This window comes from Lysobacter korlensis (assembly GCF_042434515.1).
In genome coordinates, this window is the sequence record NZ_JBHLTG010000002.1 from 701,041 (window position 1) to 715,459 (window position 14,419).

The following is a 14,419-nucleotide window of genomic DNA, read 5'->3' on the forward strand; positions in this document are numbered from 1 at the left end:
ACTTTCTGCACCACCCTTGGCGAGTGGTTTGATGTTGCGCGTCAGCCTCCGCTCAGCAGCAGTCCGGCGAGAAGCACCGCGGCGCCGACGACGGCCAGCCCGAGCTCGGTGAGGGCGACGTGCGACTTCGCGAACCGGGCCGCCGCCATGTTGACGACGGAGTGCAGCGGCAGCGTGATGAGCACCAGCCACGGGTTGGCGAAGATCATCAGGGTGAACCCGATGTGGAGCGCGATTGCGCTGAGCCGCTCGAGGAAGCCCCACAGCGGGTGGTGCCCGGTCATCATGCCCTGCGCTGCGAGGATCTCGCGCGCCTCACGCGACTTCGGGTCGTCCTTCGTCATGAGGCCGGCGATCGCGAAGCCGTTCACGGCGATCAGCACCACCTCGATCGCCGCCCAGCCGAAACCGGCCCACAGCGCGCCCTGGACGTTTCCGAGGATCAGGATCACGAGGCCGAACCGCACGAGCTCCTCCGCCGGCCCGGAGAACCAGCCCACGATCGTCGCGGCGCGCTCCTGACCGCCGGCACGCATGGCGATGAGCGCGACCGGCTGACGGAGGACCAGGGCGATCATCCACCCCGCGGCGCCGAGCACGAACGGGAGCAGCTCGAACGGCCCGCTCACGACCGCCATCACGATCCCGACGAGGATCGGCGCAGGCAGCAGTGCGAACGCGTTGATGCGGGTCTTCGTCGCGAAGTCCTCCGGCGCGATGGTGGTCATGGTGTCCCTTCTGCGGCGGCCGAGCCGACCGGCATGGTGATGGTGGCGAGGAGCCGCGCGCTTCGATCGGCGCTCGGCGGGTATGCAGCCCGGGCGGCGATCGACGCCCGCAGCTCGGCGAGCAGGTCGCGGAGCTCGTGGTCCGTGAGCTGGAGGACGTGTTCGCGGAACCCGACCCCGTCTCGCTCGAGGTCGACCTCCGCGCCGTCGAGGTAGGCCCCGTACTCCCCCAGCAGGCCCGCGGCGAAGGTGGCGAAGTACCGGAAGTGATCGTCCCTGGTGGCCTCGGCGAGGTCCGCGCCGCTCAGGACCGCCGACCCGGCGAGCGCGTACGTGCGTGTGACCGCTCCGCGCACCTGCTGCTCTTCGACCACCTCGACGAATCCGCTCTCCAGCAGCATCGACATGTGGCGGTACAGCGTCGCCTGCGCGATGTCCGGGAGTGCATCCGCCAGTTGCTTGGTTGTCCGCGGCCGCGTCGCGAGCACACGGAGGATCGCGAGGCGCTGCGGATGCAGCACCACCTCAGCCGGCTTCTTTCTTCCCATTCCGCAACATTATCAGAATTGGGAACGTTCCGGACGATCAGCGCTTCGGAGTCGGCTCCATCCCCGCGGAAGGCGTCGCAGCTGGAACAGCTTTCGGCCCGCGCCGCCGAAGGACCAGCGAGGAAGTGATCGCTGCGGCCACGAGCGCGAGGCCCGCCGCGGTGCCGAACGCGCCGCGGAACCCATCGAGCAGGTCGGCGGGGCCGGCGGCACTCCCTGCCGCACCGGCAGCGACGATCGCGCCGAGCATGGCGATGCCGATCGCGGCACCGATCTGCGAGCTGGCGTTGGACAGCCCGGAGGCAAGCCCCGACCGCTCCGCGGGGACACCGGAGGCGATCACCATCGTCGACGGCGTGAAGCTCAGGGCCACCCCGGCCGCGATCAGCAGCAGCGCTGGGAGCACGTCGGCGAAGTAGCTCGGGCCGAGCGGGCTGCGCGCGAGCCACAGGTGGCCGGCGGCCAGCACCAGCAGGCCGATCAGCACGACCGTCTCGGGCGCCAGGGCGCGAAGCACCCGAGGCAGCAGCAGCACCGACACGGCGAAGCCTGCCAGCGAGGTGGGCACCATGCCGAGGCCGGCGAGCTCCGGGTCGAGCAGCAGCACCTGCTGCAAGAACAGCGCCACGAGGAAGAAGCTGGAGGCGCGGGCCGCTCCCCCGAGGACGCCGACCGCGACACCGACCGACACCGCGGGCGCGCGGAACAGGGCCAGCGGCAGGATCGGGTCCGCGGCCCGCCGTTCGATGAGGACGAAGGCAATGAGGGATGCACCTGCCCAGCCGAGCCCGCCGAGGACCGGCAGCGACACCAGTCCGGACGCCGGGACGGACAGCGCGGCGAAGATCAGGCCGAGGGCCGCGCCCGTCACGGCTGCCGCTCCGGCGAAGTCGAATCGGGCGCCGCCGTTCCCCTCCGCTGCCGGGAAGAGCAGCGGCGCGGCGACCACGAGTGCGGCGCTCAGCGGCACGGTGACGAAGAACACGGACGGCCAGCCGAGCAGGCCGGTCGCGACGCCGCCGACCAGCACGCCGGTCGCCCCGCCGAGGGTGGACGCGGCGCCCCACGCGCTCATCGCCTTCGCGCGGGAGGGGCCCGGGAACATCACGAGCAAGATGGACAGGGCTGCCGGGCTGAGGGACGCCGCCCCGATGCCCTGCAGCACCCGCGCGACGAGCAGCATCGCCTCGGAGGAGGCGAAGCCGGCCAGGAGGGAGGCCGCGGTGAACAGACCCGCGCCGAGCATCAGCATCCGGCGCCGCCCCACGGCGTCCGCGAGCCGGCCCGCCACGAGGAGGAATCCGCCGAACGCGAGGAAGTAGGTGTTCACGACCCAGGCGATCCCGGTGTGGGCGATGCCGAGGTCCGACTGGATGGACGGCAGCGCCACGTTCACGATCGAGGTGTCGAGCATCACCACGAACTGCGCGGCGACGAGCACGACGAGGGCGACCCGGGTGCGCGCTCGCGAGGGGTGGGTCATGGCAGACATCCTTCCAATTCTCTAGTGCTCGCGGGCGATCGGCCCGCGGATTCTCCGAGCGAGCTCCGCGCCGAGCTGCAGCGCGGCGTGGCCGTCTGCCGCGGTGGCGTACTTCCCGTCGAACACGAAGGGGTTCCCGACGGGGGTGGCGCCGTGGCCGGCCAGCTCGAGGCTCCGGGAGCCCGCGTGGCTCGCCGCGCGGCGGCCGTGCAACGGACCGGCGGCCGCGAGCAGCAGCGCACCCTCGCCGACACCGAGCGTCCAGCGCGAGGTCGCGTCGGCAGCGCGGAGCCACTGATGGAGCGAGCCGTTGGACATGTGGCGCCGGCGTCCTGCCCCGCCAGGCACCACGATCACATCGGGATGCGGGATCTCGGCGAGGACCGCGTCGGCGACGAGCGCGAGCCGCCCGGAGTCGCTGCTGACGGGGCCCACCCGCTCGGCGGCGAAGGTGACCTGCACGCCGGGCACCCTGGTGAGGGCGTCGTGCGGGCCCACCACGTCCAGTGCGGCGAATCCGTCGAAGAGCATGACTGCGATCTGCATGAAGCCATGCTCGGTCGCGGGGCCAGGGGGTCGCACCGGCGGAATCGCCGGGTTCGGTCAGGCGGCGTGGTCCAGGTCGATCTGGGTCAAGGCACCGCGCGACGTGATGCCGAGCTTCGCGAAGACGTTGCGCAGGTGGAAGTCGACGGTCCGCGGGCTCACGAACAGCCGTGCGGCGACGTCTCGGTTCGCCAGTCCCTGCTGCACGAGTCTCGCCACCTGCAGCTCCTGCGGGGTCAGCGGACTCACCGCCGAGTCCTCACGCTTGCGCAGTGACTCCCCGGACGCCCGCAACTCCTCGGCCGCGCGATCGGCCCACCGCCGCACGCCGAGCGTCTCGAAATCCGCGAACGCGCTGCGCAGGTGCTCCCGCGCGTCGGTGCGCCGTCGTGCGCGGCGGAGGAATTCGCCGTATGCGAGTTCTGTCCGGGCCCGGTTGAACAGTCGCGTGTTCTGCGGTGAGCGCGCCAGCGCGGAGCGGAAATGCCGCTCTGCATCGTCGCCCTCGGCCAGCAGTGCCCGTCCGTGTTCCGCCGCCGCCGCCGCCCACGCGGCTCCGGTGTCGGCGGCGAAGGCGGCGAGGTCGGCGGCGACGGCTCGGGCGTCGTCCGGCTTGTCGGCACGGATCGCCGCTTCCATTCGATCGATGGCGATGATCCGCGCCATCGCAGAGTGCGAGACCCGCTGCAGGTGGTGCAGTGCCACGGCGGGCGTGGTGGCGTCCACGGCCTTCGCCCATTCGAGCGTGTCGCGGACGAGGCCGTCGAGGACGCCGGCCGGATGCGCCGCGAGGGCCTGTTCAGCGTCCGCCAGCTTGTCGGCGAATCGATCGCTGCCCTGGAGGGCGGCGAGCAGTGCCTGCTCCGCAAGGGGGAATGCCCGCTGGTTGACCTGGCCGGTCGTCCCCGCGATCTCCAGCACCTCGGCTGCAGCCGTGCCGACCGCGGGGAATCGTCCGACGGCCAGCTGCACGATGGTGCGCCGGGTCAGAGCGTGCAGGATCGCTGAGAGCGCCGCGCGTTGGCGGCCCTCGTCGAGCTGGATGTCGTGCCACCGCATCGCCGCGTCGTCGTCGCCGACCAGCACCGCGGCGATCCCGATGTTGGTGAGCAGGTCGGGATCCCTGAGTCCTTGTGCCGTCGCGAGGGCCTGCCGGAGCTGGGCCGCCGCGTCGCGCGTATCCTTCCGGACGATCGCCGCCATCCCTGCCAGCAGCTTCCCGAAGGTCTGCGCGAGAGGATCGTCGTCGTCGGCCGGCGGCGCGACCGAGACCGGATCGATCCCGATTCCCGAGTCGAACCCGAAGGCCGCGAACGCCGTGGCGACCATCGCGAGCTTGCGCGCGCGTGCCGGGTCGTGGCCGGCGACGTCGCGGGCGGCGCTCATCAGGATGCCGTGACCCACCCGCGGTGAGCCGAAGTTCATCTCGAGGAACGCGCGCAGGCTGTCGATGTCCGCCAGCAGTTCCGGATCCGATGCCTCGGCGCGTGCCGACTGGACGAGCGTGCGCGCCCGGTTCGGCTGGCCCGCGAGCCATGCGCTCAGTGCCGCGCAGTGCCTCCGCGATGCGCGCTCCCCCGGCGTGCGGCTGAGGTCGGCCGCCCGCTCCCATGCGGCGGACGCCGCTTCGTGACCGCCGTTCTGCCCTGCCCAGCGTGCGACCCGGTCGAGCTCCGCGGCGGTCGCCTCGTCCGGCGATTCGAGCGCGTCGGCCCGGTGCCACACCGCCCGGTCGGGATCGCCGCGTTCGGTGAACGAGTCGGCGAGCGCCTGGTGTGCCCGTCGCCGGTCCACGCTCGTGGCCGCCGTGTACACCGCGGAGCGCACCAGCGGGTGGCGAAGCTCCACCGTCGTTCCGGTCACCTCGAGCAGGCCGGACCGTTCGGCGTCCGGCAGGCCGGCTGCCGCACCGAGCAGCTCGGCGGCACGGCGCACGCTCAGCAGGTCACCCGAATCGTCGGCCGCGGCCAGCAGCAGCAGGGTGCGGCCGTCCTCCGAGAGCCCGCGGAACCGCTCCAGGAAGACCCGTTCCAGCCCGTCGGTCAGCGGAAGATGCGCCGGCAGCGCCGCTTCGCCCACGAGCTGCTCCAGTGTCAGCGCCGCCGGCAGCTCGACCAGCGCGAGCGGGTTGCCGTGCGTGCGGGCGACCAGCTGCGACACGACGGCGGCGGGCACCGGGGCAGGCGCCGCGTCGAGGAGCAGCCGTTCGGCGGATTCCGCGTCGAGACCCGCCAGGTGCAGCGTCGCGAGCTCTTCGGGGTCGAATCGGCGCAACCCGCCGTCGCGCGCCCCGAAGACCATGGCGATGCGCTCGAACTCGACCCGCCTGGCGATGAACCGCAGGGCCGCCGCGGACGCGTCGTCGAGCCAGTGAGCGTCATCGACCACGCAGAAGATCGGATCATCCTCGGCTGCATCCGTCAGGAGTCCCAGCGCCGCAAGGAACACGAGGAACCGGTCGCTGCCCACGGCCCCGCCTGCCTCGAGCCCGAACACGGCGCCGAGAGCCTGGGCCTGCGGCCTCGGCAATCGGCCGACGCGGCCGAGAAGCGGTCGCAGGAGGCGGTGCAGCGCCGCGTACGCGAGCGGCGATTCCGCCTCGTTGCCGCGGGTCCGAAGCACCCGGAATCCGCTGCTCTGCCGGACCGCTTCGGCGAGCAGCGTCGACTTGCCCACTCCCGCCTCACCGTGCACGACGAGCGCACCGCCGTCCCCGCCGCGCGCACGCTCGAGGAGGGCGCGAACTGCGCGGAGCTCCGGGTCGCGACCGACGATCACAGCCCGGGAGTTTAGCGCCGAAGTGCCGCTTCCCGGCGATCTTCAGAGGTGGCGCGCCAACTCGTCAGCGGGGTGGTCGCACCATGACCCAGACCGGCGGCACCCCGCCCGCGGCGTCAAGCACGCCGGACACCTCGAATCCGAAGCGGCGATAGAACGCCACGTTGGCTGCGGTGGAGGTCTCGAGAGCGGCTGCGGTGCCCGATGCGTCCGCCTGAGTCAGGACCGGTTCCAGCAGGGAGCTCGCAAGTCCCCTGCCTCGGGCCGCGGGACGCGTCCCCATGGTCGCGAGCAGCCAGTGGGGTTCCCTCGGCCGCAGCGGAGCGAGTCGCTCCTCGACGGTCGACAGCGCGTGCATGCGCGGACCGATCGTCTCTGCCGCGACCCGCTCCGACGCGCGAAGCAGTTCGTCGGGAACCGGTGGCGGCCCCGGCCGGATCCACGCCGCGACGCTGGCGGCGTCCTCAGCCATCCACACCTCACCTTGGTGGGTGATCGCCAGCGCCAGGTGATGGGAGAACGATCGGCGAAGTCGCTCCGCCCGGCGGTCTTCGGCCATTGCGAAGTCGGTCCACGGGTACCCGTCGAACGCGAGCACCAGCGTTTCGGCGAGCGCGCCGAGATCCTCGATGGTGGCTTTCCGCACCTGTGACACCGGACCTCCTCTCCACGACGCGGCTTCCCGACAGACAGTAGCGAAAGTCGGCCGCCGGGCCCTTCGGCCCTTCCGGCAGCCGGAGGCGGCGGCGAGGCTCGATGGGTCCCCGGTCGAGGCGGTGCCTCGGAAAGAAGTCCGTGATGCGCGCCCTCGTCGTCTACGAGTCCATGTTCGGCACCACGCGGGAGCTGTCCGAGGCGATCGCGGCGGGCCTGAAGCGCTCGCTCGATGTCCGCCTGTGCCGCGCCGACGAGGTGCAGACAGAAGATGCCTCTGCGGCAGAGCTGCTCGTCGCCGGAGGACCCGCCCATTCGCAGTCCTCAGCCACCCCCGCGTCGCGGCAGGAGGCCGCCGTGTGGGGAGAGGATCCGGCAACGGGCTTGCGAGTCGATCTGACGGAGATGACGACCGGTCCGCGCGAGTGGTTCGACGAGCTCGAGTCGGTGCCCGGCCTCTTCGCCGCGTTCGATGCACGCACCGACATCCCGAAGCTGCTGACCGGGGCAGCATCCGTGCGGATCGGCCGGGAACTGCGTCTGCGCGGGTCGACCCCGGTGGTGCCGCCCGAGAGCTTCCTGCTCACCCGGTCCGGCGGCCTGAAGTCGGGAGAGGCGGAGCGGGCGCGCTGGTGGGGCGAGCAGGTCGCCGAAGCGGCCCGCCGGGCCCGTCCGCGCACGACCACCGAGACGTCGACATGAGCTCGTACGTCGTGGGGGTCGACGGCTCCGCGCCGTCGAAGGCGGCTCTGGAATGGGCGCTGGAGCGATCGGAGTCCCGGAGGCGGCACCCGCTCCGCCTCGTCCATGTGCTCGACGACGAGGCCGGGCTCGCCGGCCCAGACATCCAGCTGCAGGCAGAACGGGAGGGCAGGCGACTCCTGGCCGAGCGCCTCGAGGAAGCCCGGCAGCTCTATCCGGACTTGGAGCTCAGCTCCACCGTGCTGCATGGCAGCATGCCGTGGGAGCTCTCGCACGCCGCCGGCCCTCCCGACATGCTGGTGCTCGGCACGCACCGCTCGAGCAGCTCAGACGGACGTGTGCTGGGCTCGCGCAGCGTGCAGGTCGCCTCGATCACCCCGGCCACACTCGCGGTGATTCCGGACCGGCGCCGGAATCCCGCGGGACCGGTGGTCGTCGGGGTCGGGATGCGGGAGCCCGCCGGCCCGGCGGTGGTCTGGGCGGCGCACGAGGCCGCCGCGACCAAACTGCCGTTGCTGCTGGTGCACGGGATGGGAAGCGCCGAGCGCCGGGCCGGCGCGCCGCACCCCGAGCTCGCCGCCATCAATCTCAGCGAGGCCAAGAAGCTGGCCCTCGAGATCGAGCCAGGTGCAACGGTCTCCACCCGGCTCTCCCCCGACGGCGCCGCGCAGGCGCTGCTCGCCGCGGCATACGAAGCCAGCACGCTGGTGGTCGGCCCGTCCCGAACCTTCGGCACCGGCGCATCGCCGATCGGTACGGTGACCCAGTCGGTCCTGCTCAACACCCATTGTCCCGTGCTCGTCACGCGGTACAGCGCGGGCGCCTGAACTGGGCCGAAACTCGCTCGACGGAACCCTGGCCTCGCGACAGGTGCGGAGTACAATCCGAACTGCCAGCTGGTACACCAGGGGCGGGACGGCGTATGACCGAGCAGAGCTATCGGTTGACGTTCACCGATGGTCACCGGTCAGAGCTCGATCGGACCCTCGGCGAACTGATGGAGAACGCCCGAAGGGTGCTCGAGACCCAGGGCCGCCTCAGGAGTCTGCTGCGAGCCGGTCAGGCGGTCGTCGAGCAGCTGGAGCTGCCCGTCGTCCTTCGGCGTATCGTCGACGCGGCGGTGGAACTGGTCGGCGCCCGGTACGGCGCGCTCGGGGTGATCGCACGCGACGGGCATCTCGAGCAGTTCATCCAGGTGGGGATCCCCGAGGACGATGCAGCCCGGATGGGCCCGCTTCCGCATGGCGACGGCCTGCTTCGTGCACTCGGGAGCGAGCAGCGGCCCATCCGGGTGAAGAATCTGACCCGCGACCCGCGGTTCACGGGTTTCCCGGAACACCATCCTGCGATGGAGAGCTTCGTCGGGGTCCCGCTGCGGGTGCGCGGAGAGGTGTTCGGGAACCTGTATCTCGCCGATGCCGAAGCCGGCGAGTTCACGGCAGAGGACGAGGAGCTGCTGATCTCACTCGCCGCCACGGCCGGGACGGCGATCGACAATGCTCGCCTGTTCGACGAGACGCAGCGCCGGCAGCGCTGGTCGTCCGCGCTGGCGGATGTGACGGCTGCACTCCTGTCCGACCCGCCGCACAGCCCGCTGGATCTGCTGGTCGATCGGGTGCTCGCCCTGGCCCAGGCGGACCTGGTCGCGCTCGTGCGGGCGGTGTCTGCGGAATCGATGGTCGTGGACCGGGCCACCGGACCCCTCGCCGACGGGGTGGCGGGACTCGTGTTCGCCGCCGCCGGCACGATCACCGGACGCGCCCTGGAGACCGGCCAGCCCGTCGTTGTCCCCCTCTCGGAAGGCACGCGAGAACGGCCGCTGATGCTCGGCCCCACCATGGTGATCCCCATGATCACAGCCCGCTCACCGCTGGGCGCCCTCGTCGTCTCCCGACGCCCGGGATCGCGCGAGTTCACCGCGCGTGACGTGGAGCTGGCGGCGGAGTTCGCCACGCAGGCGAGCGTCGCCCTCGAGCTTGCCGCGGCCAGGGAGGACCAGCAGCGGCTGCTGGTGCTCGAGGATCGCAGCAGGATCGCCCGCGACCTCCACGACCACGTCATTCAGCGCCTGTTCGCCGCGGGGCTCAGCCTCCAGCTCACCGCGGCCAAGGTCGCCGACCCCGATACACAGGCGCGCATAGCTGACCAGGTGCAGTCCCTCGACGAGGCCATCGTCGCGATCCGCACCGCGATCTTCACGCTCACCTCTGAGCCGGAGGAGCGTCCACCCCTGCGCCACCGGGTGATCGGCCTGCTCACCGAGCTGGCCGGCCTCTTCGACGCCTCCCCCAGGCTGGTGATCGCCGGCCCGGTCGACCTGGCGGTCCCGGACGACGTCGCCGACGACGTCCTCGCCGCACTCCGCGAAGGGCTCACCAACGTCGCCCGGCATGCGCGAGCGCGCGAGGTCACCGTCGCGTTGACGGTCGAAGGAGACGGACTGACACTCGAGATCACCGACGACGGCGTCGGCATCGGCGACACCGGGCGGCGCAGCGGCATCGCGAACCTCGAACGGCGGGCAGCGCGCCGGGGCGGGACCGCACGAGTGGAGCGCCGGGCCGAGGGAGGAACCAAGCTGACGTGGCGTGCCCGGCTCGACGTTCGAAGCACCGGGGAGGGGACGGATGATCCGGGTATTCCTGCTCGATGACCACGAGATGGTGCGCCGGGGGCTTGCCGAGATGATCGACGCCGAGCCGGACCTCGAGGTGGTCGGTGAGGCATCGACCGCCCAGCAGGCGGTGGGGCGGATCGCCGCGACGAAGCCCGATGTGGCGATCCTGGACGTCCACCTCCCCGACGGCAACGGCATCGACGTCTGCCGTGAGCTTCGCTCCACGGGATCCGCCGTGCAGTGCCTGATTCTCACCGGCTTCGACGACGATCAGGCGGCGGCAGCCGCGGTGCTGGCCGGCGCAGCCGGCTACGCCCTGAAGGACATCCGCGGCCAGAAGCTGGTCGAGAGCGTGCGCCGGGTCGCGCGGGGCGAGAACCTCATGCCCGCCACCGTCAGCCGCACGGTGGTCCAGCGAATCCAGGCAACGGCGGCGGATCCCGCCCGGGCCGACCTCACCGCTCGCGAGCGTCAGGTGCTCGGCCTCATCGCGGACGGGCTCACGAACCGGCAGATCGGCGAGCGGCTCGAGCTCGCCGAGAAGACCGTCAAGAACTACGTCTCCGGGCTGCTGGCGAAGCTCGGGATGGAGCGCCGCACCCAGGCTGCGGTGTACGGGGCGAGATTCCGCGGGACGTGAATCAGGACTTGGCGAGCGACCCGAGGATCGCCGTGATGTCGATGGGCTGCGTCGGCTGATCGCCCGCGGGCGGGCTGACGGCCGACTGGGGAGACTCGTGCGGGGACATCGGGATACCTCCTGCTGCTGTGAGACAGCATCCGCTGTCTGTGCCTGCATTGTTCTCCGCACGAGCACCGGCCGGGTAGGGACTTTGGTCACCCGCCACCGACGTCAGAGTGTCACTTCCCGCCCTTCGGCGGCAGACCGGTAGCAGGCATCGATGATCTCGGCCCGCACGAGCGCGCGTCCCCCGTCATGCAGGCCCCATTCCTCCGGGCGCCGAACCGCGCCGATGAAGTCGTCGACCACCTTGATGTGGCCGCGGCCCGGGCGCGTGGGCACCCGGAAGTCGGCGATGCGCCCGTCCTCGTCGCGGAACACCCGGATCTCGGCTGCCTCCAGTGCGGTGGCGCCGACGATCGAGAGTTCCGCTCCCCCGTCGGAGCCCAGGACCGCGATGTCCATCAGATCGACGGGATCGCGGAAGGCCGCCCACGATGTCTCCAGCACCAGGGCGGTGCCGTCCGCGAACCGCACGAAGGCCGCCGCCATGTCCTCCACCTCGAACTCGGACGTGCCCTCGAGCGCGGTGTCGCGTTCGCTGCCGCCGAGGCCCCGTGAACCGAGCGCGGCGTGGGTGACCGCCGAGACCGACCGCACCTCCGGCTCGCCGAGGGCATACAGCGCGTAGTCGAGCACATGCACGCCGATGTCGAGCAGGGCGCCACCGCCCGCCATCTCGCGGTTCGTGAACCAGCTCCCGAGCTTGGGGATGCCCTTGCGCCGCATCCACGAGGCGCGTGCGTGGTACGGGGTTCCGATGCTGCCCTCGGCGATCAGGCCGCGCAGCGCTTCGATGTCGCCGCGACGGCGGTGATTGAACGCGACGTCGAGCACCTGGCCGGCGGCCCGAGCCGCCTGCACCATCTGGGCGGCCTCCTCCGCGGCCCTCGCCATCGGCTTCTCGGTGAGCACGTGGATGCCGCGCTGCAGTGCCCCGATCGCCACGGGCGCGTGGAGGTAGGTGGGCACTGCGATGCTGACGACATCGAGCGGGGTGCGCTCGAGCAGCTCGCTCCAGTCGTCGACGAACAGCGGGACGCCGAACTCCTCACAGAGGCTGAGGCCCAGCGCCTGCTCCTTGCCGGAGATCGCGACGAGGTCGACGCCGGGGAGCTCTGCGTACGCCTTCATGTGCTGCTGGCCGGCCCAGCCGAGCCCCACGACGGCGGCGCGGAGCGGCGGATCCGGAAGAGGTGGGCTGGAGGAAGAAGCCTCGTCGTTCACCACGCCGTCATTATCCGGCTGGAACATCCTGAAGTGCCTAGCCCGCCCGGGCAGGCGGGGAGGACGATTGGATTCGGGCCCATTGGGTCCGCGAATGCGAAGGAGCGGAGATGGACACGGTTCTCGTCGCGGTGGACGGCGGCCCCGCCAGCCGGGCAGCCCTCGACTGGGCCCTGGAACGCGCCGGACGGGCGCGCTCTGCGTTGCGGGTGGCGACCGTGGTGTGGACGGGGCACGCCTCATTCACCTTCGACTCGGAGGTCGAGCCCCTCTATGAGCAGGTGCTGCTCGACGCAGAGCAGCATGCGCGGTCCGCGGTGCCGGGGGTCGAGGTGACGACGAGCATGCTGCACGGCGTGCCGCAGGCCGAGCTCGTGCAGGAATCGGAGGGTGCTTCCATGCTCGTCATCGGCACCGACAAGTCCAGCAAGATGGCCGGGCTGGTCTACGGCACGCTCCCCATGCGGGTCGCGGCAAGGGCGCGCTGCCCGGTCGTCGTGGTGCCCCGCACCTGGCAGTCGCGCGAGTCCTCCCCCGTCGTGCTCGGCGTCGGCGACGAGGAGCCGTCTCCCCAGGCAGCGGAGTTCGCCGCCAGGGAGGCGATCGTGCGGGAGACGCGCTTGGAGCTGCTGCACGTATGGGCGTCATCGCCGGTCTACCCGGTGCCCGTGCGGCAGCATGTGGGACATCTGCACGAGTCCATCCGGCACTGGCATGAGGAGGTCATCACTGACGCGGCGACGGCGATCCGCAGCGCCTTTCCCGAGCTCGACGTCACGGAGCGGCTGGTGGAGGGCCCTCGCATCCCGCATCTGATCGATGAGGGCGAGCGCGCTCAGCTGCTCGTGGTCGGCAGGCGGGGCGGAATCCTGCGGGGCCTGGTGCTCGGCTCGGCCGCGCACGACGTGCTGATGAATCCACCGTGCCCGGTCGCGGTCGTGCCGGTCGACGAACAGCGCGAGCTCACTGGTGCCGAGACGGCACCAAGTGACGCGCGCGCCGGCTGATCACTGCCGAGAGTGACCGTCAGTTCAGCGCGTCGGCCGGCTCCGCAGCCTTGCGAGAAGCACCACCGTACCGGCCCCTGCCCGCCGTCCGCCCGCTGAAGAAGGACTGGACCCCCTTCGTCACCCGTCCGATCGTGTCGTCGCTCATGTACGGGTGAAGCGGCAGGGTCAGCACCTCCTTCGTGACCCGGTCGGTCACCGAGAGGTCTCCTCGCCGGCTCGCCGCGTAGAAGCTGAAGTTGTGGGCCCCCAGGAAGTGGATGCCGGTGGCGATGCCGAGCGACTTGAGGTGAGCCATCAGATCGTCGCGCACGTCGGAGGCGACCCGGATCACGTAGATATAGGGGGCGATGCCGTCCCAGTCCGTCTCGAACAACTCGATGCCGTCCACATTCCGGAATGCCTCGTCATAGGCTCGGCAGTACTGCTGGCGATTCGCGATGAACTCGTCGACCAGGTCCATCTGCGCAAGGCCGATCGCTGCCGGGACCGATCCGAGGTGGCACCGGAAGCCTTGGCGGACGACATCGAACTCCCAGTTCCGCTGATTCCGATAGCGGGCGTCGGTGTCTGAGTCGATGCCGAGGTGACGCAGCTCGTGCAACACCTGGACATCGTTCGGATCGGCGGTCACCACGGCACCGCCTTCGAGGGTCGTGATCGTCTTCACCGGGCCGAAGCTGAAACAGGTGATGTCGCCGAAGGAGCCGATCGGACGCCCGTTGCTTCGTGATCCGAAGGCATGCGCGGCGTCCTCGATGACGCGGAGCCCGTGCTTGTCGGCGATCTCCATCAGCTCATCCATGCGGCAGGGGAGGCCGAGGAAGTCGACGGCCATGATGGCACGCGTGCGGTCGGTCACCAGTGCTTCCACGGCGGCCGGGTCGATGCTCAGCGTCTCAGGCTCGATGTCGCAGAAGACGACGGATGCGCCCGTCCGGCTCATCGCCTGATGCCCTGCCACGTAGGTGAACGATGGGCAGATGACCTCGTCCCCTGGGCCGAGCCCGATCAGCTGGCCGGCCAGGTGCAGCGCCTCGGTGCAGGAATTCGTGCTGACGACACGCCGGCCATCCAACTCGAGGAACTCTTCCAGCCGTTGCTCGAACTGCTGGCTGAGGCTGCCCATCCCGAGCCACCCGGCTTGGATTGCAGATCGGGCGGCATCTTGGATCTCAGGACCGAGGTACGGTCGATATACCGGTATGGGGCTGGGTTCGGCGGTTCGGCTCATGGGGTCGGTCGGGGGCCGGCACACGGCTCACGTCCGCGGACGGTCGGCGCCCATATCCCTTCGTATGGTCGTCTCGGGTTAACTATTCACACGAATCAGTTGGCTCACTGTAGCAACCAGGCGCTCTCAGCGGAAGGAAAGCGGGCCGGACCC

Annotated in this window: 13 protein-coding genes; 5 read left to right on the forward strand and 8 right to left on the reverse strand. The window is 70.9% G+C overall.

The window, feature by feature from the left end; all coding sequences use genetic code 11:
• Positions 1-41: 41 nt before the first annotated feature.
• The 6 genes from ACFFGH_RS12785 to ACFFGH_RS12810 all read right to left on the reverse strand — a co-directional run bounded on the left by ACFFGH_RS12785 (position 42) and on the right by ACFFGH_RS12810 (position 6,738).
• Positions 42-728 (reverse strand): hypothetical protein, encoded by a 687-nt coding sequence (locus ACFFGH_RS12785; protein WP_386668808.1) that lies wholly within the window; start codon positions 726-728, stop codon positions 42-44.
• Positions 725-1,276, reverse strand: coding sequence for a helix-turn-helix domain-containing protein (locus tag ACFFGH_RS12790; protein WP_386668810.1), 552 nt, complete (start codon positions 1,274-1,276; stop codon positions 725-727). Before ACFFGH_RS12790 ends, ACFFGH_RS12785 begins: the two co-directional genes overlap by 4 nt.
• 37 nt (positions 1,277-1,313) lie before the next feature.
• The gene (locus tag ACFFGH_RS12795) at positions 1,314-2,759 is read right to left on the reverse strand and encodes an MFS transporter (RefSeq protein WP_386668812.1); all 1,446 of its coding nucleotides are present in this window, start codon (positions 2,757-2,759) and stop codon (positions 1,314-1,316) included.
• Between the two features lie 21 nt (positions 2,760-2,780).
• A complete protein-coding gene (locus ACFFGH_RS12800) occupies positions 2,781-3,305 on the reverse strand; it encodes a DJ-1/PfpI family protein (RefSeq protein WP_386668814.1) in 525 nt (174 codons plus the stop codon).
• A gap of 57 nt (positions 3,306-3,362) precedes the next feature.
• Positions 3,363-6,083 (reverse strand): helix-turn-helix transcriptional regulator, encoded by a 2,721-nt coding sequence (locus tag ACFFGH_RS12805; RefSeq protein WP_386668815.1) that lies wholly within the window; start codon positions 6,081-6,083, stop codon positions 3,363-3,365.
• 64 nt (positions 6,084-6,147) lie between these two features.
• Positions 6,148-6,738 (reverse strand): GNAT family N-acetyltransferase, encoded by a 591-nt coding sequence (locus ACFFGH_RS12810; RefSeq protein WP_386668817.1) that lies wholly within the window; start codon positions 6,736-6,738, stop codon positions 6,148-6,150.
• Positions 6,739-6,881: 143 nt separating this feature from the next.
• Here ACFFGH_RS12810 and ACFFGH_RS12815 point away from each other — a divergent pair, with 143 nt between their 5' ends.
• The 4 genes from ACFFGH_RS12815 (at position 6,882) to ACFFGH_RS12830 (ending at position 10,696) form a co-directional block, all read left to right on the forward strand.
• Positions 6,882-7,439, forward strand: coding sequence for a hypothetical protein (locus tag ACFFGH_RS12815; RefSeq protein WP_386668819.1), 558 nt, complete (start codon positions 6,882-6,884; stop codon positions 7,437-7,439).
• Complete coding sequence (locus tag ACFFGH_RS12820; protein ID WP_386668821.1) at positions 7,436-8,266, forward strand: universal stress protein; 831 nt, start codon at positions 7,436-7,438, stop codon at positions 8,264-8,266. The genes ACFFGH_RS12815 and ACFFGH_RS12820 overlap by 4 nt, the downstream gene beginning before the upstream one ends.
• 95 nt (positions 8,267-8,361) lie before the next feature.
• The gene (locus ACFFGH_RS12825; RefSeq protein ID WP_386668823.1) at positions 8,362-10,092 is read left to right on the forward strand and encodes a sensor histidine kinase; all 1,731 of its coding nucleotides are present in this window, start codon (positions 8,362-8,364) and stop codon (positions 10,090-10,092) included.
• Positions 10,067-10,696: a response regulator gene (locus ACFFGH_RS12830; RefSeq protein WP_386668825.1), complete on the forward strand. Its 630-nt coding sequence runs from the start codon at positions 10,067-10,069 to the stop codon at positions 10,694-10,696. The genes ACFFGH_RS12825 and ACFFGH_RS12830 overlap by 26 nt, the downstream gene beginning before the upstream one ends.
• A gap of 213 nt (positions 10,697-10,909) precedes the next feature.
• Here ACFFGH_RS12830 and ACFFGH_RS12835 read toward each other — a convergent pair whose 3' ends face one another.
• On the reverse strand, positions 10,910-12,052 hold the full coding sequence (locus tag ACFFGH_RS12835) for a Gfo/Idh/MocA family protein (protein WP_386668827.1): 1,143 nt from the start codon (positions 12,050-12,052) through the stop codon (positions 10,910-10,912).
• An 83-nt stretch (positions 12,053-12,135) separates the two neighbouring features.
• On the opposite strand from ACFFGH_RS12835, the gene ACFFGH_RS12840 reads away from it, so the two are divergent.
• Positions 12,136-13,032, forward strand: a complete 897-nt coding sequence (locus tag ACFFGH_RS12840) for a universal stress protein (protein WP_386668829.1) — start codon at positions 12,136-12,138, stop codon at positions 13,030-13,032.
• Positions 13,033-13,051: 19 nt separating this feature from the next.
• On the opposite strand, the gene ACFFGH_RS12845 is transcribed toward ACFFGH_RS12840, so the two are convergent.
• Positions 13,052-14,266, reverse strand: coding sequence for a DegT/DnrJ/EryC1/StrS family aminotransferase (locus ACFFGH_RS12845; protein WP_386668830.1), 1,215 nt, complete (start codon positions 14,264-14,266; stop codon positions 13,052-13,054).
• Positions 14,267-14,419: the final 153 nt, after the last annotated feature.

Bases quoted from the DNA above. Each gene is read 5' to 3' on its own strand.
- ACFFGH_RS12785 (WP_386668808.1), bottom strand. From the start codon at position 728: ATGACCACCATCGCGCCGGAGGACTTCGCGACGAAGACCCGCATCAAC.
- ACFFGH_RS12790 (WP_386668810.1), bottom strand. From the start codon at position 1,276: ATGGGAAGAAAGAAGCCGGCTGAGGTGGTGCTGCATCCGCAGCGCCTC.
- ACFFGH_RS12795 (WP_386668812.1), bottom strand. From the start codon at position 2,759: ATGACCCACCCCTCGCGAGCGCGCACCCGGGTCGCCCTCGTCGTGCTC.
- ACFFGH_RS12800 (WP_386668814.1), bottom strand. From the start codon at position 3,305: ATGCAGATCGCAGTCATGCTCTTCGACGGATTCGCCGCACTGGACGTG.
- ACFFGH_RS12815 (WP_386668819.1), top strand. From the start codon at position 6,882: ATGCGCGCCCTCGTCGTCTACGAGTCCATGTTCGGCACCACGCGGGAG.
- ACFFGH_RS12820 (WP_386668821.1), top strand. From the start codon at position 7,436: ATGAGCTCGTACGTCGTGGGGGTCGACGGCTCCGCGCCGTCGAAGGCG.
- ACFFGH_RS12825 (WP_386668823.1), top strand. From the start codon at position 8,362: ATGACCGAGCAGAGCTATCGGTTGACGTTCACCGATGGTCACCGGTCA.
- ACFFGH_RS12830 (WP_386668825.1), top strand. From the start codon at position 10,067: ATGATCCGGGTATTCCTGCTCGATGACCACGAGATGGTGCGCCGGGGG.
- ACFFGH_RS12835 (WP_386668827.1), bottom strand. From the start codon at position 12,052: ATGTTCCAGCCGGATAATGACGGCGTGGTGAACGACGAGGCTTCTTCC.
- ACFFGH_RS12840 (WP_386668829.1), top strand. From the start codon at position 12,136: ATGGACACGGTTCTCGTCGCGGTGGACGGCGGCCCCGCCAGCCGGGCA.
- ACFFGH_RS12845 (WP_386668830.1), bottom strand. From the start codon at position 14,266: ATGAGCCGAACCGCCGAACCCAGCCCCATACCGGTATATCGACCGTAC.